The organism is Pontibacter korlensis (assembly GCF_000973725.1).
In the GTDB taxonomy this organism is placed as follows: Bacteria; Bacteroidota; Bacteroidia; order Cytophagales; family Hymenobacteraceae; genus Pontibacter; species Pontibacter korlensis.
This window is the reverse complement of sequence record NZ_CP009621.1, coordinates 2,668,547-2,686,942: the sequence shown is the minus strand read 5'-3', so window position 1 is coordinate 2,686,942 and position 18,396 is coordinate 2,668,547. Positions and strand designations below refer to the sequence as shown.

The following is an 18,396-nucleotide window of genomic DNA, read 5'->3' as shown; positions in this document are numbered from 1 at the left end:
CTCTTTATCTGATGGTTACCTCTCTACAAATTATATGGGCATCAGCTGAAATCCACCTTATTCAACATAACTAAGTTCCTAAAAGCGGTGAAGCCAGTGAGTTCATCTGCATGGCCCCGCTTTGACTTTACTAACCAAATATTCTTACATAAAACGCTATGAAAAAAATTTACAGTTACAGCATGCAAGACACACCCTCTAAAAGGCAGCAAGTCAACCATTTTCTGTGCTTCATTTATATCTGCATGACTATATTCATTGTAGCCAATACTAATGCAGTAGCAAAATCTGGATTTGGTTTTCAGTCTGAAGCAAACGCAATCAGACTAGAAGTGAACACCTCTGAAACCGGCAACATATTAGATTGCGCCGTCACGGAGGTCTTAATGGAAGGCCAAGTATACGTTGATGATGTTCTTACTGAAGAAGGCTTCAGCTACCACTGGACCGGACCTGCGAGCTTCGAGTCTACCCAAAAAGATATAGTAGTGTCAGTTCCTGGCTGGTACAGGTTCACTGCCAGAGATGCTAATGGCCTGGCAACCTCTAAAGAGTATATAGTATATGGGCCTGGCTTTCCGGGTGACTATGCTGGTCCTGACTTAGTGATGTACTCATCAGACACCTCTTTAAAGCTGCAGGGTAAAGCGTACAATTTTTACCATGTATCATGGGAAGCCAGCGACGGCGGCAATATTGTGTCTGGAGCAAACACTTATACACCTACTGTCGACGCGCCAGGCACCTATACCATTTCCCTTACAAGCCCAGCCGGTTGCACAATGCAGGATGAAATGGTTGTGACTTATGAAGTCATTGTACCTCTAGAAGCGAAAATAGGCTTAACAGGAAGCAGCACATTAGAGTGCAACGGCCCAGGCAGTGGTCTAGTTGGGCGTGCTACTGTAAATGGTGAGTATAAATTTGAAGGAATCTCCTACAGCTGGACAGGCCCAGATAACTTCTCAGCAACGTCACAGGAAATTCATGCACAGGTGCCCGGTGAATACATCTTGACCGTCACTGATACCACCACAGGTCACTCTGCCTCGGCCAGTCAAACCGTATACCCTCCTATTTATCCGAAGGGCAGTGCAGGTCCGGACAAGCAACTGACCTGTACGTCTCCTTCTGTGCAGCTGGAAGGAAATATGGAGCGAGGGGTTCACTTAATATGGTTAGCAAATGAAGGAGGCCATATTGTTTCGGGGGCCAGAACTCCTACCCCTGTAGTAGATGCGCCGGGCACTTATATTTTGATAATGGATAATTCTATTAATGGCTGCAGATTACAGGACACCGTGGTTGTGACCCGCGAAGAGAGCCCGGCCCTAACCGCCACCGGCGGCAAACTCTACTGCGCAAGCGGCTCTGTACAGCTTACGGCCTCATCAGATAAAGAAGACTTAAACTACAGCTGGACCGGCCCGGACGGCTATACTTCCAACGAGCAGAATCCTACTGTTACCGTGGCCGGTGATTATACTGTTACAGTAACAAACCCAGAGACTGGCTGCATCGCCACCCGTACAGTTGTAGTAACACCAGAATCCACTGAGCTACTTGTAGAAAGGTATCTGATCGATTTCAACGATGAAAAGAAAGGGTTGATCTCAACTATCAATACAGAGCTAGGTCCTATTGCTGTGACAGGTAGAAAGCGTAACCAAGGCTACCCAATCTTCTTTGCACCGGAAAATCACGCTGCTATATTCGACTCCCAGGCACCTACCGGCGATGATGCAGACCTTTACACCAAGGACTGGGGAAATGTGCTGATAGTAAACAAAGATTTGTCTGACGTTCCGGATGATAACGAGTGGGGCGGGGAATTGATTTTGGATTTCTCAGCCATAGGCCCTGTCTTCATGGAGTCGATAAAAGTACTCGATATTGACGAGTATGAGGATGAGTCATGGGTGTATCTTTATGATGGGGAGGATAACGAGATACAAAGGTTTAAGCTAAAAGCTTTAGGCAACAACAGTCAGCAAACCCTAAGCTTAGGTAATACAATGGGCGTAATGAAAATGAAAGTTGTGCTTGACGGCAGAAGGGATCCATGGAGGCTATCTGGCTCAGGTGCCATAGACGATATCAGGTTCTACAAACAGGAAGTGGTAGCAAGCCCTTGCCAGAATGTACTGCAGCAGGAGGCAATACAGGCCATAGCCTACCCTACTACCTTCAGCGACAAAGCAACTGTTCAGTTTACATTGCAGCAAGCTGGTAATTATACAGTAAACCTGTATGATATGCAGGGTACATTAGTAAAGCAACTCAAAGCAGGCACAGCCATGGCGAATGAGCAGGTTAAGGTTGATGTGCAGGGAGAGAGCCTTAGAGAAGGTGTATACATTGCACGTATTGTAAGCGACTCTGCTTCCGAATCTCTTAAACTGATCCTGAAGCATTAGGAACACATTCTGAAACGACTGTACTCTAATTAAGTATAGAGCCAAAGAACCTGCTGCTTTGGTGGTGCTAAGGCAGCAGGTTTATACTTACCATTATTGCTTTACGCAGAAGCAGGCGCAGCTAAAACAAAAAGCCAAGCAGGTGTACCTGCTTGGCTTTTTGTTTGTATGCAGCTTAAGCTGCTAACTAAGTATTACGTTCTTCATGTTAATTCTTCACCTGAACCGGCAGCCCCTCCAGCTGTGCATAGCTAAGCTTCCAATCGCCCTCAGTGGTTTTCTTCCAGAGCAGGATAAAGTTACCTTCGCCGATTCCGTTTGGCTGATCAGGCCCTTCAGACAATACATCTACAGAAAATGTACCTGCCTCGTATGCCATCTCACTGTCAGTACCGCTGCTCACTACGTTAGTCTTTAAATCGCTGATAGTAGTGTAGGTATCTTTTACCCATCTGTTTGCCACATCGGACTTTCCTCTGAAGTGCGTTTCGCCCTGGATAAATTGTACGTCCTCGGCCAGGTAAGAAATCACCTTTTCAGGGTCATTACTATTCCAGGCACCAATAAATTCCTGATTAAGGTTTTGCACGCTTACCGCATCTTCCTTCTGGGTACAGGCGGTAAATAAGGATGCAAAGAGCAGAAAATATAAATAGCGTTTCATAAGTCTGATTTTTAATGCTTTGAATGTCTGAGTCGTTAATTTCTGTAGCAAGGCTGCTTTCGTGCAGCACCTGCTACAGAACAACAGTAAAGATGTTACCAGCTTTTTCTTCTAACCTCAGAAGTAGGGTATGCTGTGTTTGATACTCCGAAAGACAAGTTAGGCAAATAGCCAAGGCTGATGATTGGGTCCTGAACCTCCTGGTAGGCAGCATAAGGCACCACCACCTGGTTCTGAGCAACCAACGCCTGCTGAGCAGGAGCAGCTTCACGCTTGGCAGTAACTGCCTTTCGTGCTGGAGTAGCTTTTGGAGCCGGCTTGCTTACAGCCACTGTTCTTGCAGCTCTTGCTTCTTCGGCAGCTCTGTTTGCTGCAGCTATTCTTTCCGCCTCTGCAGCTCTTTCTGCTTCCTCAGCTTTGTTCTTATTGTCGATGCGCTTGCCTATGGCATAGCCTGCACCGCCTCCTACAACACCACCTACTACACCGCCAACCACACGGTTGCGCTTATGTATAATAGCACCTGCAGCCGCACCAGTGGCAGCTCCAATTACAGCACCTTTAGCCTGTGGGCTTACCTTTCTATCTTGTGCCATACCTGGTATGTTCAGTAAGATCGATACTATAAAGACCAAACCGAAAACGTATTTTCCCTTTTTCATAAACGTGTTCATAAAATGTTTTTAATCAGTCACGTAACTATCGGGTAGATTTACAATATGTATGCCACTCCGGCTTAACCTCTTTTTAACAACCAATAACTAATTGAATATCAAACTTATAATTTTTGTAAATTATTTATCAAAATGGAGTAACCGGACTCGTAGGAGAGTGGTACTCAGTACCAGAAGAAAAGATAAAAGCAGTTAATCTGCTACTTTTTGGTACATCAGGAAGTGTTGTATCGGCAGAAAACCATTTTGCTTGTAGAGCCTATAGCCATTGACGGTAAGTTCTTTATTTATCTGGCTTGTGCTCATTTTGTGTAATTCTTTGATGGGGATAGAGGGATCTTCGGCACGGTACTCCAGCAGTAGTAACTTACCACCTGGTTTAAGTGCCTTGTGTATAGCCTGTAACATTTCCTGTGGATACTCTAGCTCGTGGTATACATCTACCATGATGGCTAAATCGAGGGTATTGTCTGGCAGGTTAATACGCTGATTACCGCCTTTTACCACCTCCACATTTGACAGCGCCAACTGCTCCTTTCTTTTGTTCAGCGCCGAGATAAAAGCATCCTGAACATCTACAGCGTATACTTTTCCTTCAGGCACCTTGGGAGCGATACGGAAGGTATAGTAACCTGTACCAGCTCCAATGTCAGCCACAACGCTATTAGGGAGTAACTCCATATGCTCTATGGCCAAGGCTACATTTTCCTCCTCCTGCCGCGAGTCCCGCTCCAGCCAGGCACCTCCTGAGGCACTCATGACTCCAGCTATCTCACGGCCCATGTATACTTTGCCAATGCCGTCGCGGTGTGGCGTTTTTGTAGTATAAGCGCCCGCTTCCTTTGGTTGTTTCTGAGCCTGGCAGGAGTTGCAAGCAGAAAGGCTCAGCACTAAAAACAGTGCGTAGAGCCAGCTAACTGGTTTAACAAAAGCAGGCGACTTCATAGTCGGAAAGTTAAGTTAGCTTTTCCAGGCGCTCTGTCAGCAAGTCGATCAGCTCTTCGCTCCACCGGGAAGCTACCATCTCATATTCATTATTTTCCCAACGCTGCAGGTATCCTTTTTCGAGCCAGCTTATGTTCTTATCTGGCCCTACAGTATAGCTATCGTGCTCCAGCTTAAACAGGAGGTCTTTTGTCAGGTCAAAGGCTTCCACACCCGGCTTCATGAAACCTTCCAGCCTAAGCCTTAGCCCTAACTGCTGAATGTTGCCGTTTTCGATGCTTACTTCTACTGACGAATCTGACGCAGGATCTTTTGTCCAGGTATCGAGGAGCCGCTCCAGGTTAAAGTTGTCGAAGAGGGATATTACAGGTGTAACGCTCCGGTGGATGTGCTCTGCCAGAGCAGGTAGTACTTGGTTATATAGTTGCAGGATAGCCTGCTTGTCACGTTTATTTTGTTCTTCCATAGTCTTATTGCTGCAGTACCAGCTCTTCGTCAGATTGCTGGGTAATTGTAGGGCTACAGTGTGTGCTTAATTCTTCAGGTATACGTTAAATACGGTACCTTTCCCTAGCTCACTCTCAAATTCTATCCGCCCGTCACAGTTCTCCACAATTCTTTTCACAATAGCCAGTCCTACGCCTGTTCCTTCTACGTGTGCGTGCAGGCGCTTAAACATGCCAAACACTTTCTGCTGATCTTGTTTTCTGAGGCCAAGCCCGTTATCCCGAACCGTGAGCAAGGTATAACCATCCACTAATTTCGTAGAGACTTTTACCTCAGGCTTTCTTTCCGGGGAGCTATACTTAATAGCGTTAGACACAAGGTTGTAAAGTATACTGCGCAGGTTCTTTCTTGAGAAAACAGCATCCGGTGCTTTAGAGAAGTCATCCACTACATCAGCGTCATACTTCGCAATCAGATCTTTGATGTTCAGTTTTACATCTTCCAGCACCTCTTTAAAGCTGATGCTTTCCTGATTGACAGCTTCTTCGTACTGTACCTTCGCTACTTCCGTCAGGTCTTGTAAGGCAAGCTTAAACCGGCCGATAGCACCGCTGATCATATCCATAAGCGGCACCACTTCCTCCTGGTCCAGCTGTTTCTCCTGCATAGTTTCGCGCAGGGCTACCATCAGGCCCTCTATGTTGTTGATCGGAGCTTTAAGATCGTGGGAGGCTGTGTATACGAAGTTGTCCAGGTCCTTATTTACCCTGGTAAGCTCTTTGGTGCGCTCTTTTACCCGCTCCTCAAGCTCTTCGTTTACTTCCAGAGCAAGCTTATTTACTTTCTCCAGCTCTTTCTTTTGCTGGTAAAACTTAACGAAAGTGGATACTTTGGCTTTGGTAATGTATGGGTGCAAAGGCTTGAACAGGAAATCTACGGCACCTGCCTCAAAGCCTTCAATCACATGCACATCCTGCTTATCGATGGCCGTTACAAAAATGATGGGAATATCCCTGGTTTTAGAGATATCGCGCAGGTAGCGGGCCACCTCATAGCCGTTCATGCCGGGCATCTGCACATCCAGCATAATTAGAGCAAGCTCCTCTTGTAGGGCAATTTTCAGGGCCTCTTCACCGGAGTTAGCAAACAGGTAAGAGATATTCTCATCTTCCTTAGCAAGCAGGCTCTCCAGACTCACAAGGTTCTCGGCCTTGTCATCCACCAGGAGGATCTTTACCGGATGCACGTCAGACGCCAAAGCAGGTATGTTAGGTTGTGGGTCTATGATCATGTCAAGGAAAGTAAATATGCTTGAATTTGCTCTAAATTCATAATTTCTCCATCAGGAACTTGATCGATGGCTGCTAGTGGCATGGTGTCTAATTCGGCTTCTGCTGGGTCCTGCACCACTACAGTCCCTCCCCTGTCGGAGATATACTTTAGGCCTGCACTGCCATCGCGGCTGGCTCCACTTAGCAAAATACCTATGGTGTTGCTGCCATACACATCGGCAGCACTTGTAAAGGTAACATCTATGGCTGGCCTGGAGTAATTTTCCAGCTCAGAATCGTCCAGCGAAAACGTTTGGTCCTTCTCGAGCAGCACATGGTAATTAGAGGGAGCCAAGTATACGTGCCCAGGCAGAGCCTCCTCCTTCTCATCCACCTCCACGGCTTTAAGTAAGGTTTTGCTGTCGTACAGCTCCGGCAGGCTACCTTCGAAATTGCGCAGGCGGTGCAACACCAGCACAATAGGAATAGGATAAGTGGCAGGTAGCTCTTTCAGAACAGATAGTGATGCTTGCAGGCCTCCCCAAGACCCTCCCATTACTACAATCTTCGACGATTTTATCATCAGCTTGCCTTACGGTATATGCGATTACTCTTGTCTACAATATTATAGCTGGTACTGATGCTCGACATAGCTAAAGTCTCTTTCTTGCCCAGCGCCAGGTACCCCAGGCTTACCAGACTCTCATCAAATAACCTATAAACCCGCTCCTGCAGCTCACGGTTAAAGTAAATGAGCACATTGCGGCACAGAATCAGGTGAAACTCATTGAAGGAGGAGTCAGTGGCCAGGTTGTGCGGGTAAAAAACCACGTTCTTCACCAGAGATGAGTCAAACTTCACGTTTCCATAGTTGCTCCGGTAGTAGCCTGAAAACTCTCGTTTACCCCCTGCAGCATAATATCCTGCAGTATAAGACGCCATGTTAGAGACTGAGAATATACCTTCTTTTGCCTGCTTCAGTACCTTTTGATTGATGTCGGTAGCATAAATCTTGGTCCTGCCCAGCAGTCCTTCCTCTTCCAGCAGAATGGCCAGCGAAAAAAGCTCTTCCCCGGTCGAGCAGCCTGCATCCCAAATCTTAATGTAGGGATAGGTAGAAAGTATGGGCAGCACATTAGCGCGTAGCGACAGAAAGAACGCAGGGTCGCGAAACATCTCGGTTACGTTCACAGTGACCTCCTGCAGAAAGTTCTCAAAAAAGTAGCTGTTAGCAAACAGCGCACCTCTCAGCTCTTCTACAGAGGCCAGGCCTTTCTGACCCAGAAACCGCTTGATCCTTCTATAAACCGAAGCTCTTGCATATCCGCCAAAGTCGTACCCATACTGGGTATGAATATCTTGTATGAGCGCCTCAACCTCCTGCTCAAAATGTGCCTCGTTCTCAAGCTTCATACAGCCACACCCGCATTAGGGTAAGTAATTTCTCCGTATCTACTGGTTTAGGTATATAATCAGACGCACCTGCTTTCAGGCACTTCTCTCTGTCTTCTTTCATGGCTTTCGCTGTGAGTGAAATGATTGGGAGATGCTTGAAACGTAAATCAGCCCTGATACGTTTTGTCGCCTCAATTCCGTCCATTTCCGGCATCATCACATCCATCAGCACCATATCAATGCCCTTATCATTCTCCAGCTTCTGCAGTGCTTCTTTTCCATCGTAGGCAGTCACCACATGCATGCCATGCAGCTCAAGCAGGCTGCTCAACGAGTAGATATTGCGTACATCGTCATCCACCAACAGCACTTTCTTAGAGCGAAGCACTTCTTCCGGCACATGTAGCTTCATTTTAAATTCGTTACCTGGCGGCAGCTTCTGGTCTACCTTGTGCAGGAACAGCTGTACCTCGTCCAGCAGGCGCAGGTAAGAGTACTCATTTTTGATGATAATGGTATTGGCAAACTCCTTCAGTTTTGCTTCCTCTTCTTCGCTCAGGTCTTTGCCGGAGTAGATGATGATTGGAATATCGGAAAGGCCCTGCTGAGATTTCACTTTCTTCATCCAGTCATATCCCTTCATGCCTGGCAGGTTAAGGTCCAGGATGATACAATCGACTTTTTGCTTGGCCAGCACTTGCTCAGCTTCTTCGGCAGAATAAGCAGATGTAGACTTTAGCCCATGTGCAAGCAACAGCTCTGCCACTGCCTTGTTTTCTATCTCGTTGTCCTCTACGATCAGAATATTTTCGATAAAGGTCCCGGAAGTGGTAGAGATAGACGTGAATGCCTTGTTCAACATTTCTAACGTTACAGGCTTAGGCAAGTACTCTTCATTATCGGCAAACTCACCGATTACCTCCTTATCATAAGCCGACATTACATGCACGTTTGTGTGGCGCAGGTCTTTGTCTGCCCTAATCTCTTTCAGGATGTCCCAACCAGTAGTATCCGGCAAGTGTATGTCGAGCAGCATAGCATCCGGTTTTTCCTGGCGTGCCAGGCGCATACCATCCTGCCCAGTGTAAGCCTGGTGCACCTTAAAGTTCTTGGCTGTGGCAAAGTCAGCCAGTATATCGCTAAAGCCTTTGTCGTCTTCCACAATAAGCACCGAAATGTTCTTCTTCTCGTCCTGCTCCATGCGTTCAAACACATTGCTTATTGTTTCGGCCTTGCTCTCAGGTGCAGGCATGCTCGCTCGTACTGGCTCTTCTTTTCTGGTTTCGGTATGAGGTACCCTTGGCAAGTATAAGGTGAAGGTACTACCCACGCCAAGCTCACTTTCCAGCATCAGCTCCCCGCCCAACAAAGTAGCGAGTTCTTTACTGATGGTTAAGCCAAGCCCTGTGCCACCGTACTTTCTGGTAGTGGACGTATCGGCCTGCTGGAAGGCATCGAACACCTGCTCCTGTTTATCTTTAGGTATACCTATACCAGTATCACGCACAGCAAAGGCGATAATATCCTGCTGTTCGCGCAATCTCTCTGATCTGAAGTTTGGCCTGCGGTGCACCGGATATACTGACAGCTCAACCTCGCCTCCCTCATCAGTAAACTTGATGGCGTTGCCTATAAAGTTTCTGAGAATCTGCTCGAGGCGGAAGCGGTCAGTAACTATTGTGTCAAAAATATCTGCTGCATGGTTTTCGCTGAAGCGGATTTTTCGTTTGGCAGCCATCTCACGGAACATCGGCGCCATGGAGATATCAGCTACCTTAATCTCCTCTGTTTCCAGCTTCACCATACCTGACTCAATCTTCGACAGGTCCAGAATTTCGTTGATAAGCTTCAACAGGTCGTTACCAGATTTATGAATGATATGAGCGTGGTCGATCTGCTTCGTAGAAAGCGTGTTCTCTACATTATCAGCTAGAAGCCTCGAAAGGATCAGGATACTATTGAGCGGCGTACGTAACTCATGACTCATGTTGGCCAAAAAGTCGCTCTTATACTTGCTCACCGTCTCTACCTGCTGTATTTTCAACTCGATAGCTTCACGGGCATCTTCCAGCGCTTTGTTTTTAACTCTAACGGCTTCGTATTGCTCCTCCAGTAACTGCGCTTTTTCTTCCAGCTCCGAATTCTTCTCCTGAAGTTCTTCCTGGTTAACACGCAGCTCCTCCTCCGAAGCCTTCAGCTCAGCATTCAGCTGGCGCAGCTCCTCCTGCTGCGTTTCCAGCTCCTCGGCCTGGTTCTGCGTTTCGTACAGTAGTTCCTGCGTTTGCAGATGCGCTTTCAGGGTATGTATAACAACCGACACTCTTTCAGAGGCTGTATCAAAGAACTTTTGATGCAACTCTGTGTAGGGCTGGCGAGAGCACAGCTCCAGCGCCCCTACCATGTTGTTGGCAAAGTACAGCGGCAGAATGATGATAGAAGCAGGCTCAATCTCGGTAAGACCTGTTCTTACCTTCATATACTCATCAGGCACACCTTCCAGTAGCTTTACTTTTCGCTCACTTACGGCCTCTCCAACTTTACCTGTGCCTACATTAAAAGACGGCAACTGCTCTTTGGTATACTGTACACCATAGTTGGCTGCTGGCTCCAGCACACCATTGTCGTTATGCAGGTATAATACCCCTGCCTCTGAATTAGTATAATCGCATAGGTATTTGACAGCTTTCTCCGCTACCTTATCGATGGAGTTCTCCCCGCTTACCAGGTTACTCAGTTCGGAAATACCTGTTAATATCCAGTTGCGGTTATTGTTATCTGTGGTAAAGGCACGCAGGTTATCTCTCATGTCGCGTATAGACATGCCGAGCATATCATCGCTGCTTTGTGCCTCAACTTCCACATTATAATTTCCCTCGCCAATGGCTTTGGCCACTCTCGAAAGGGAAATGTTTCTTTCCACTACACCCTGAAAGGAAGAAGCAAGGCTCCCAATCTCATCTTTGTTGTCAATATTGATCGCAACGTCTGTGGCTCCTAAACGAATTCTGTCTGCAGCTGTTTTTAGGCTGGATAATGAACTGGAAACAAGGTTTATGATATAGAAGGCTAGCAGGAAAACAAGGCTAAAAATGATGACTGAACCACCTATCAGAAGCATTACGTTCTTCTGCTTCTCCTCGCTTTCTGCCTGCACTCTTTGCCTTACCTTATTTATCAGCAGTGTTTCTACATTTCGCAGGCCTTCAATGCTTTGGGAGAAGTCATTAAAAACGGCAGTTGAGTTATAGCTGGAAAGGTCTAGGTTTGGCTTGTTTTCGACGGCCTGTAATAAAGCATTTGACCTGGCATAACTTTCAGAAGAAGTTACCTTCTGTAGCTCATCTATGGTCTCCTGATCTATAAGTGACTGTACATCTGCAAGAGACTTATGATACATGCTTTCTATAACAGCTAATGCAGCATAATCCTTGTAAGAGAAGCCACCTCCCACAGTGCCCCTAACCACCCAAGTTCTTATCCTGCCAAGCTGCACCTTTGCATCTGTCATCAGCCTGAAGCTGTGCAGCTGCAAAGCAATCTGCATGTTATCTATACCTGTTGTGTTGGCATCTATACTTTTTAGAAGGCTGGTAATTACCTCAGTAGAATAGTTTCTGTATTCCTCTATATCCAGCTTGTTCTGCCCCAAGGCTCTACGATACTTCGGTAACTCACTGAGCTGTGCAAGTTCCGGCACAGTCTTTCCTGAAGCTTCGAGAAAGGCTACAAGCTTTCTTTGCTCTATATCCGTCAGATTTTGGCTTCTCTTAGCTTCCGATAAAAAAGAGGAGTCTCCTTCAGCCACAGCCAGTGTGCGTGCTCTTTCTCTTTGGAAAGCGTGTATGAGGTTAGAAATCCTTTCTGACTCTTCGAGTTGATAAACCTCATGTTTTAGTTCCTCATTTTTTTCCAGCTCCTGTACTACTGTTGTAGCTATAAAGTAAATGAGCGGGAATAGCAACAGGGAAAGCAGTAGCAATAGCTTATCCCTGATCTTTAGGTTTCTTATGATGTTCATTAAATGAGCTTAAGTTCCAACTAAAGGGTCTTCAAATCGCAAATTAAAAAAACATACATTGGTTTACTAATCAACATTAAGCTGTTGCAATGTTGAGGTGCAACTACGATAGGTTGCCTAGAGTACCTCAGACTGTTCATTTTGGTTTGTTTCGCGCATAAAAAAGCCCTGCATTTTTGTGGCTGCAAGGCTTTAGAGTATATCTTCTTTAGTTGGGTGTAAAAGGTATCAATGCTGAAAGTGTAGCAGGCTTTGGAATCAGAGTCTCTACCAGTCGAACATCTCCATCAGGTTAATCTGGTTAATGTAAGGCTCGAGCGCCTTCTTACTTTTGAATCCTCTTACTAAACTTATGTAGTTATTTTCTGGGTTATACCAGATCTCAGCAAAAAAGCTGCCTAGGTCGTATAGCTCAATCCGGTAGCCTCTTCTACCACGATAGGCGATAAAATTCCCATGCGCAACAATTATTTCCAATCTTCCGGCAAGGGAGTGGGTGTTAAATAGGTTGAGGTTCATGTAGATGGTATACGAGGACAAACGGAAAAAGAAATTGCTTATACAGGCTTTGTTATACTATACTAAGAAGCATTTTTCATGCCACTGTAGTACTCCTCAGGACTTTTAAAATCCCAGTATACCTCTAATGTGGTAGGGCCTTCTAAATATGAAGGAATAGGTGTATAGATAACCAAGCCTTCTTTAAAAACATTTTTACCTGTTCTAGAGAGACGAACAGCCTGCCACAATAGCCTGTTTTTGATCTCTAGGCCAACAGGTCGTTTGTTCTTAACAAAAGCGCTCCCTTCCTCAAATTTGAATACAGTAGTATACATGGCTGAAACTTGCTGATGATACAATATATTCTACGCAAGTTTCTATTGTTTAGTATAGCTATACCAGGGTTAATTTGCTGCTGCCACAGCTGACAAGGCTGGCACAATTAATTCGAAAGGAGAAATGTTGCTGTGATTTAAGTTGACTACCTACGCAAAGACAGACAGAGCGCTACTCTTCTTTTGTCAGGAGCCACTCCAAGGCAGTTTGTACATCCATGAAAACCTCGTGCTGTGTTACACCGTGGCGGAGATAATTGTCCTTTGCTCTTCGGGTGAAATCAGTGAGCGTTGCCAAGCTGTTGTAATGGTCCTGCAGGCACACAGCTATTTTCAGTATTCCGGAAGTGGCCACCAGTTCTGTCCAGGGGCCTTCAACCCACTCTTGCTCCTGCGATGTGATGATAAAAATTTCCTCATCATCTATTAACCAATACTTTACACTTTGGCTAATAGAAAAGTCCAGCGCCCATGAAAAACCTTCTTTTCTTTCCTCCAGGTCTATCTGGCGGGTCCATTTTATGATGAGTAATGAAGCCGCCTTATTATACAGCACCCTTACAAAACTGTTCTGAAAGACTTCTTCAGACGCGATTTCCATTCAACTATAATTATTCACCTACAGGCTTAGGCTTACAATGTCCTCTGCCGATGCAATTTGCATCAAAATTATTAAATTACAAGTAGGTACATGAATTTCTTAAAAGTTTGCCTTAAAGCAGATTACACAACTTTATAACTCCAGAAAGATGGTGTAAATCTAAACTCTGGAAGCACAAGAGCACTATCGCATTAAATGGAATATCCTTGAACCTCATGAAAGGGATATTTATACTTCCTTTATTTTTATCTAAACAGTTTTACTGACTCTTACCTTCTAATACAGGTCTTATTTTATTAGCCTCCTCCATCATCTTACAGAGCTTATCAGAATTACGGTTATGTAAATGCTGCTGGAAGTCTTTAAGTAATGTGATGTACTCTTCCAGTGCATTATTTAGATAAGTGCTGTTTTGCTCAAAAATTGGAGCCCACATGGCTGGTGAGCTTTTAGCAAGGCGCACTGTTGAGGCAAAACCACTGCCGGCAAGGGCGAAAATATCCTTTTCCTCCTTCTCAACATTCAGTACTGTCATACTTAGCACAAAAGAGCTAATGTGCGAAAGGTGCGAAATGTAAGCAAGATGCTTGTCGTGCGCTTCAGGGTCCATGAAAACAGTTTGCAGGCCAAGCGCCTCAAACAGTTCCATTGCAACAGCCATGGCAGCATCAGATGATAACTCACGTTCACAGACAATGTTAGTCTTTCCGGCATACAAGCCTTCCAAGGCTGCCGTAGGCCCTGAGTTCTCCGTTCCTGCAATGGGGTGTGCAGCTACATATTGCTGTCGCTTTGCATGGTTTCGAACTTGCTCACAAAGCAAGCCTTTTGTTGAGCCAAAATCTATAAGTATAGCTTTCTCAGGCAACAGGCTTAACACGGGCTGCAGCATAGTAGCAATGGCATTAACAGGTATGGCCAGTACCACTACATCAGACTGTGCTACTGCCTCTTGCAGCGGAAGTACTTCTTCTACAAGCCCTAGTTGTAGAGCAGTAGCTGCATGCTGCGAGCTTTGCTCCACTCCTATTATACTTGAGGCAAAGCCCGTTCTTCGCAGGTCGCGGGCAACTGAGCCACCTATCAAACCCAATCCAATTATGGTTATTACTTTCATAGAATGCTTCTGTGTTAGTTGAGTATACTAGTGCAATTCCGGCATCCGGTACTTGGCGACGCTGGGACACTTACATCCTGCACTAGTTGAGTTAAATCAGTTATAAACAAAAAGTCCCGGCAAGCCGGGACTTAAAAGGTATCAGTATCATGTAAAGTCAACAACAGCCTGTACCTAAATCCCGTGAGAGGCTTATGCAGTAATAATAGTAGTATAGGTTATTGCTGTTCATCTTAATCATGGACCTAAATAATAGATTCTGTGTTACAATAGCAACTACTTTAAGAATACTTTCTTAGCGGCCCTGCTCAAACCCTTTCTTTGTAGGCCTAAAAACTAATCTCCATTATTTTTAGTAACTTGTGCAATAGTTTTGCAACTACCTAATTCACCCACTTTAAAATGATGCATAATCAGATTATAACAGCCGGTAAGAAATCGGGCTTAGTTGCCCTGCTGGCTTTAGCAAGCTGCACCTCTGTGCAAAAGCAACAGGGCTCACAGCAAACGACTACGGCAATGGAGCAACCTCAGACCGAAACCAACCCGCTATTGAAAGAGTGGACCGGGCCGTATGGCGGCGTTCCTGCTTTTGATAAGATGAACCTGGCCGACCTGAAGCCAGCCATGGAGAAAGCAATGGCTCTTAACCTGGCTGAAATTGAGGCGATCGCCAATAAAACTGAACCTGCCACTTTTGTAAACACCATCGAGGCGATGGAAAGAGCTGGCAAGGAGCTGAACCGCGTGTTCACGTACTACGGCATCTGGAGCAGCAATGTGTCTACACCAGCGTTTAGAGAGATTCAGGCAGAGTTGGCTCCTAAAATCTCTGAGTTCAACTCTAAGATCTCACAAAACGAAAAGCTGTTCCAGCGCATCAAAACTGTTTACGAAAACGCTCAAAAGAACCCGCTTCCTGCTGATCAGCAGCGCGTGGTGCAGCTCGTGTACGAAGGCTTCGCCATGGAAGGCGCTGACCTGAGCCCGGAGAAAAAGCAGCGTTATGCTGAGATCAATAAAGAGCTTTCGTCACTTTATACTTCGTTCTCTAACAATATTCTGGCCGACGAAGAGAAGTATGTAGTTTACCTTACCAAAGACCAGCTGGGCGGCCTGCCGGAGTCTTTCGTGAAGGCAGCGGCCAAAGCAGCAGCTGACCGCGGACAGGAAGGCAAGTATGCTGTTACGAACACCCGCTCGTCTATGGACCAGTTCCTGACTTATTCTGATGAGCGTGCGCTGCGTGAGAAGGTTTGGAAAAACTACTATTCACGTGCCGACAACGGTGATGAGAACGACAACAACGAAAACATCACCAAGATCCTGAAGCTGCGCAACGAGCGCGTGAAGCTGATGGGCTATGACAACTATGCACAGTGGCGCCTGCAAAACCGCATGGCCAAAACTCCTGAAGCAGCTATGGAGCTGATGCAAGCCGTTTGGCCTGCTGCCCTGGCCCGCGTGAAGGAAGAGGTAGCCGATATGCAGAAAGTTGCTAACAAGACCAGCAAAACCAAGATTACGATTGAGCCTTGGGACTACCGTTACTATGCTGAGAAAGTACGTCAGCAGAAGTATGATCTGAACTCTGACGAGGTGAAGCAGTACCTTGAACTAGGTAACCTGACGGACGCTATCTTCTTTACAGCTGGAGAGCTCTTCAACTTCAAGTTCACGCCAGTACCAGAGGGTTCTGTGCCTGTATTCCACGAGGATGTGAAAGTATGGGAAGTAACAGATAAAACCACTGGTGAACATATTGGTCTGTGGTACCTGGATCCATTTGCACGTCAGGGCAAGCGTTCTGGTGCATGGGCTACAACTTACCGCGCCCACACTACTTTCGATGGCAAGGAGACAGTTCTGTCGTCTAACAACTCCAACTTTGTGAAGCCTGCTCCAGGTGAGCCGGTGTTGGTTTCATGGGATGATGCAGAAACATTCTTCCACGAGTTCGGACATGCACTGCACTTCCTGGCATCCAACGTGAAGTACCCTACGCTGAACAGCGGCGTGCGTGACTATACTGAGTTCCAGTCTCAGTTGCTGGAGCGCTGGTTGGCTACTGACAAGGTGATTAACAATTACCTGAAGCACTACAAAACTGGTGAGCCGATGCCGAAGGAGCTGGTGGCGAAAATCAAGAAAGCTTCTACCTTCAACCAAGGTTTTGCCACTACCGAATTCCTTGCTTCTGCCCTGATGGACATGCACTTCCACTTGGCTGATCCAAACGGTTTGGATCCGGACAAATTTGAGCGTGAAACACTATCTAAACTAGGTATGCCGAAGGAGATTGTGATGCGCCACCGCTCACCTCATTTCGGACACGTGTTCTCTGGTGAAGGCTATGCAACTGGTTATTACGGATACCTGTGGGCTGACGTGCTGACCTCTGATGCAGCTGAGGCTTTTGCTGAGGCACCAGGTGGGTTCTATGATCCTGAGGTAGCTGCTAAGCTGGTGAAGTACCTGTTTGCACCACGCAACTCTATGGATCCGGCAGATGCATACCGCCAGTTCCGTGGACGCGATGCTAAGATCGATGCCTTAATGCGTGACCGTGGTTTCCCGGTACCAGGACCTCAGTCCAAGAAATAGTATACCCCGACGAGCAGCTTATGCGTATATTTTAAGCAGCAAGTATAAACTGTAAAACAAAAAGCCCTGCAGGTAAATGCCTGTGGGGCTTTTTGTTTTTGCTGCTATTTTTCCAGGCTTGTCTGCTTGTTTAAAAACGTCATACACCCCCATAGCCTAACCTTCAGTAACCTTTACTGTCTCACTTCGTCATTTATGTAGTGCAATATTATACTTTAACACTAGGTGCAATTGAAAACAACTTTACTACATCGGATTTTATTTTTCCTGCCCCTCCTTCTCCTCTTCAGTACAGTTTGCCATGCGCAGTACCCTGAAGAGAAGCCTGAGGACAAACCGTACCTTAAATTAGGAGGCGCTGTTCGTTTTAACTACAACCTCTCCACTTGGAAAGATGATCAGTTAGAACGTGGTGGGGATTTTGGCTTCGACGTGTTCCGTTTGAACGCTGAAGCCGAGTATAAAGGCATCAAGTTGAACGCAGAATTCCGACACTATTCCCAAGCCTTTGGCGGCTCCTTTTTAAAACAGGCCTGGTTTCAGTACGATTTCTCGGACCAATCGCAACTACAGGTTGGCCTTAACCAGGTGCCGTTCGGCATCCAGCAGTATAACTCCAACAACTGGTTCTTTAACATGACCTATTATATTGGTTTTGAGGATGACCACGACATGGGCGTAAAGTACATACACGACACAGGCCTATGGCAGTGGCAGGCGGCTTATTATAAAAGTGCCGAGGAGTTTGTGTTTGCGCTAACGGACCCAAGTCCTAACCGCTACTCCTATGATGTTACCGGGCGCAACAAGGAGAACAACCAGCTTGACTTTAAAGTGGTACGGCGATTAGGTGATAGTCTGGCGCACGAACTCGGCGTCTCGCTGCAGGGCGGCTTGCTTTACAACCTCAACACCGAGCGAAACGGCACCCGCTACGCCGGAGCAGTACATTATGAATATAAAGCCGATCACAGCCCCTGGAACGTAAAACTGCAGGCCATGCTTTACCACTTTAACCCGAAGTATGCCGCCGGAGCTGAGCTTGATTTTGTGGAAATGGGTGCCTACGGAGCCAATTACAATGTGGCGAATAAAGGGGAAGTTTACACCGCAGGTGTTTCCTACCACATTCCGGTTAGTACAAAGCTGCTGCAGGGTATAGATATCTACAACAACTACGGTTACTATAACAAGCGCGTAAGTGGTTTTGAAAACGCTCACATGAACGTGCTGGGAGCCTTATGGACAGCAGGCCCCATGTATATTTATACAGACGCAGCCTTTGGATACAACCACCCATGGCTAGGCCCGGAATGGACAAACGCCCTTGCTGCAGGTACGCCCGGTGAAACAGACTGGCACATGCGCTTTAACATCAACCTTGGATATTATTTCTGATTCTTTTAA

At 46.2% G+C, this 18,396-nt stretch carries 15 protein-coding genes; 3 read left to right on the top strand and 12 right to left on the bottom strand.

The window, feature by feature from the left end; genetic code table 11:
• Positions 1-245: 245 nt before the first annotated feature.
• The gene (locus PKOR_RS24475) at positions 246-2,417 is read left to right on the top strand and encodes a T9SS type A sorting domain-containing protein (RefSeq protein WP_158453765.1); all 2,172 of its coding nucleotides are present in this window, start codon (positions 246-248) and stop codon (positions 2,415-2,417) included.
• A 208-nt stretch (positions 2,418-2,625) separates the two neighbouring features.
• Here PKOR_RS24475 and PKOR_RS11705 read toward each other — a convergent pair whose 3' ends face one another.
• From PKOR_RS11705 to PKOR_RS11650, 12 genes are all read right to left on the bottom strand, one after another.
• Positions 2,626-3,081, bottom strand: a complete 456-nt coding sequence (locus PKOR_RS11705) for a YybH family protein (protein ID WP_046310933.1) — start codon at positions 3,079-3,081, stop codon at positions 2,626-2,628.
• A gap of 95 nt (positions 3,082-3,176) precedes the next feature.
• Positions 3,177-3,743 (bottom strand): glycine zipper domain-containing protein, encoded by a 567-nt coding sequence (locus PKOR_RS11700; protein ID WP_046314402.1) that lies wholly within the window; start codon positions 3,741-3,743, stop codon positions 3,177-3,179.
• Between the two features lie 204 nt (positions 3,744-3,947).
• Complete coding sequence (locus PKOR_RS11695) at positions 3,948-4,700, bottom strand: class I SAM-dependent methyltransferase (protein ID WP_046310931.1); 753 nt, start codon at positions 4,698-4,700, stop codon at positions 3,948-3,950.
• Between the two features lie 10 nt (positions 4,701-4,710).
• The gene (locus PKOR_RS11690; protein ID WP_046310929.1) at positions 4,711-5,166 is read right to left on the bottom strand and encodes a hypothetical protein; all 456 of its coding nucleotides are present in this window, start codon (positions 5,164-5,166) and stop codon (positions 4,711-4,713) included.
• 66 nt (positions 5,167-5,232) lie between these two features.
• Positions 5,233-6,438, bottom strand: coding sequence for a sensor histidine kinase (locus tag PKOR_RS11685; protein WP_046310928.1), 1,206 nt, complete (start codon positions 6,436-6,438; stop codon positions 5,233-5,235).
• The gene (locus PKOR_RS11680; RefSeq protein WP_046310926.1) at positions 6,435-7,001 is read right to left on the bottom strand and encodes a chemotaxis protein CheB; all 567 of its coding nucleotides are present in this window, start codon (positions 6,999-7,001) and stop codon (positions 6,435-6,437) included. The genes PKOR_RS11685 and PKOR_RS11680 overlap by 4 nt, the downstream gene beginning before the upstream one ends.
• Positions 7,001-7,831 carry a CheR family methyltransferase gene (locus tag PKOR_RS11675; protein ID WP_046310925.1) on the bottom strand — a complete coding sequence of 277 codons (831 nt, stop codon included), beginning with the start codon at positions 7,829-7,831 and terminating at the stop codon, positions 7,001-7,003. Before PKOR_RS11675 ends, PKOR_RS11680 begins: the two co-directional genes overlap by 1 nt.
• Entirely contained in the window at positions 7,821-11,831 is a 4,011-nt protein-coding gene (locus PKOR_RS11670; protein ID WP_046310924.1) for a response regulator, read from the bottom strand. The genes PKOR_RS11675 and PKOR_RS11670 overlap by 11 nt, the downstream gene beginning before the upstream one ends.
• A gap of 267 nt (positions 11,832-12,098) precedes the next feature.
• On the bottom strand, positions 12,099-12,350 hold the full coding sequence (locus tag PKOR_RS11665) for a hypothetical protein (protein WP_046310922.1): 252 nt from the start codon (positions 12,348-12,350) through the stop codon (positions 12,099-12,101).
• A gap of 62 nt (positions 12,351-12,412) precedes the next feature.
• Positions 12,413-12,667, bottom strand: a complete 255-nt coding sequence (locus PKOR_RS11660) for a hypothetical protein (protein ID WP_046310921.1) — start codon at positions 12,665-12,667, stop codon at positions 12,413-12,415.
• A gap of 172 nt (positions 12,668-12,839) precedes the next feature.
• A complete protein-coding gene (locus tag PKOR_RS11655; protein WP_046310919.1) occupies positions 12,840-13,268 on the bottom strand; it encodes a hypothetical protein in 429 nt (142 codons plus the stop codon).
• A 259-nt stretch (positions 13,269-13,527) separates the two neighbouring features.
• Positions 13,528-14,385 (bottom strand): prephenate dehydrogenase, encoded by an 858-nt coding sequence (locus PKOR_RS11650; RefSeq protein WP_046310917.1) that lies wholly within the window; start codon positions 14,383-14,385, stop codon positions 13,528-13,530.
• Positions 14,386-14,787: 402 nt separating this feature from the next.
• Between PKOR_RS11650 and PKOR_RS11645 the strand changes: the two genes are divergently transcribed.
• Positions 14,788-16,989, top strand: a complete 2,202-nt coding sequence (locus tag PKOR_RS11645) for a M3 family metallopeptidase (protein WP_235337480.1) — start codon at positions 14,788-14,790, stop codon at positions 16,987-16,989.
• A 231-nt stretch (positions 16,990-17,220) separates the two neighbouring features.
• A complete protein-coding gene (locus tag PKOR_RS11640) occupies positions 17,221-18,387 on the top strand; it encodes a porin (RefSeq protein ID WP_235337478.1) in 1,167 nt (388 codons plus the stop codon).
• The last annotated feature ends 9 nt before the right edge of the window (positions 18,388-18,396 follow it).

Excerpts from the sequence above, each read along its gene's own strand:
- PKOR_RS24475 (WP_158453765.1), top strand. The coding sequence starts at position 246 with ATGACTATATTCATTGTAGCCAATACTAATGCAGTAGCAAAATCTGGA.
- PKOR_RS11705 (WP_046310933.1), bottom strand. The coding sequence starts at position 3,081 with ATGAAACGCTATTTATATTTTCTGCTCTTTGCATCCTTATTTACCGCC.
- PKOR_RS11700 (WP_046314402.1), bottom strand. The coding sequence starts at position 3,743 with ATGAAAAAGGGAAAATACGTTTTCGGTTTGGTCTTTATAGTATCGATC.
- PKOR_RS11695 (WP_046310931.1), bottom strand. The coding sequence starts at position 4,700 with ATGAAGTCGCCTGCTTTTGTTAAACCAGTTAGCTGGCTCTACGCACTG.
- PKOR_RS11690 (WP_046310929.1), bottom strand. The coding sequence starts at position 5,166 with ATGGAAGAACAAAATAAACGTGACAAGCAGGCTATCCTGCAACTATAT.
- PKOR_RS11685 (WP_046310928.1), bottom strand. The coding sequence starts at position 6,438 with ATGATCATAGACCCACAACCTAACATACCTGCTTTGGCGTCTGACGTG.
- PKOR_RS11680 (WP_046310926.1), bottom strand. The coding sequence starts at position 7,001 with ATGATAAAATCGTCGAAGATTGTAGTAATGGGAGGGTCTTGGGGAGGC.
- PKOR_RS11675 (WP_046310925.1), bottom strand. The coding sequence starts at position 7,831 with ATGAAGCTTGAGAACGAGGCACATTTTGAGCAGGAGGTTGAGGCGCTC.
- PKOR_RS11670 (WP_046310924.1), bottom strand. The coding sequence starts at position 11,831 with ATGAACATCATAAGAAACCTAAAGATCAGGGATAAGCTATTGCTACTG.
- PKOR_RS11665 (WP_046310922.1), bottom strand. The coding sequence starts at position 12,350 with ATGAACCTCAACCTATTTAACACCCACTCCCTTGCCGGAAGATTGGAA.
- PKOR_RS11660 (WP_046310921.1), bottom strand. The coding sequence starts at position 12,667 with ATGTATACTACTGTATTCAAATTTGAGGAAGGGAGCGCTTTTGTTAAG.
- PKOR_RS11655 (WP_046310919.1), bottom strand. The coding sequence starts at position 13,268 with ATGGAAATCGCGTCTGAAGAAGTCTTTCAGAACAGTTTTGTAAGGGTG.
- PKOR_RS11650 (WP_046310917.1), bottom strand. The coding sequence starts at position 14,385 with ATGAAAGTAATAACCATAATTGGATTGGGTTTGATAGGTGGCTCAGTT.
- PKOR_RS11645 (WP_235337480.1), top strand. The coding sequence starts at position 14,788 with ATGATGCATAATCAGATTATAACAGCCGGTAAGAAATCGGGCTTAGTT.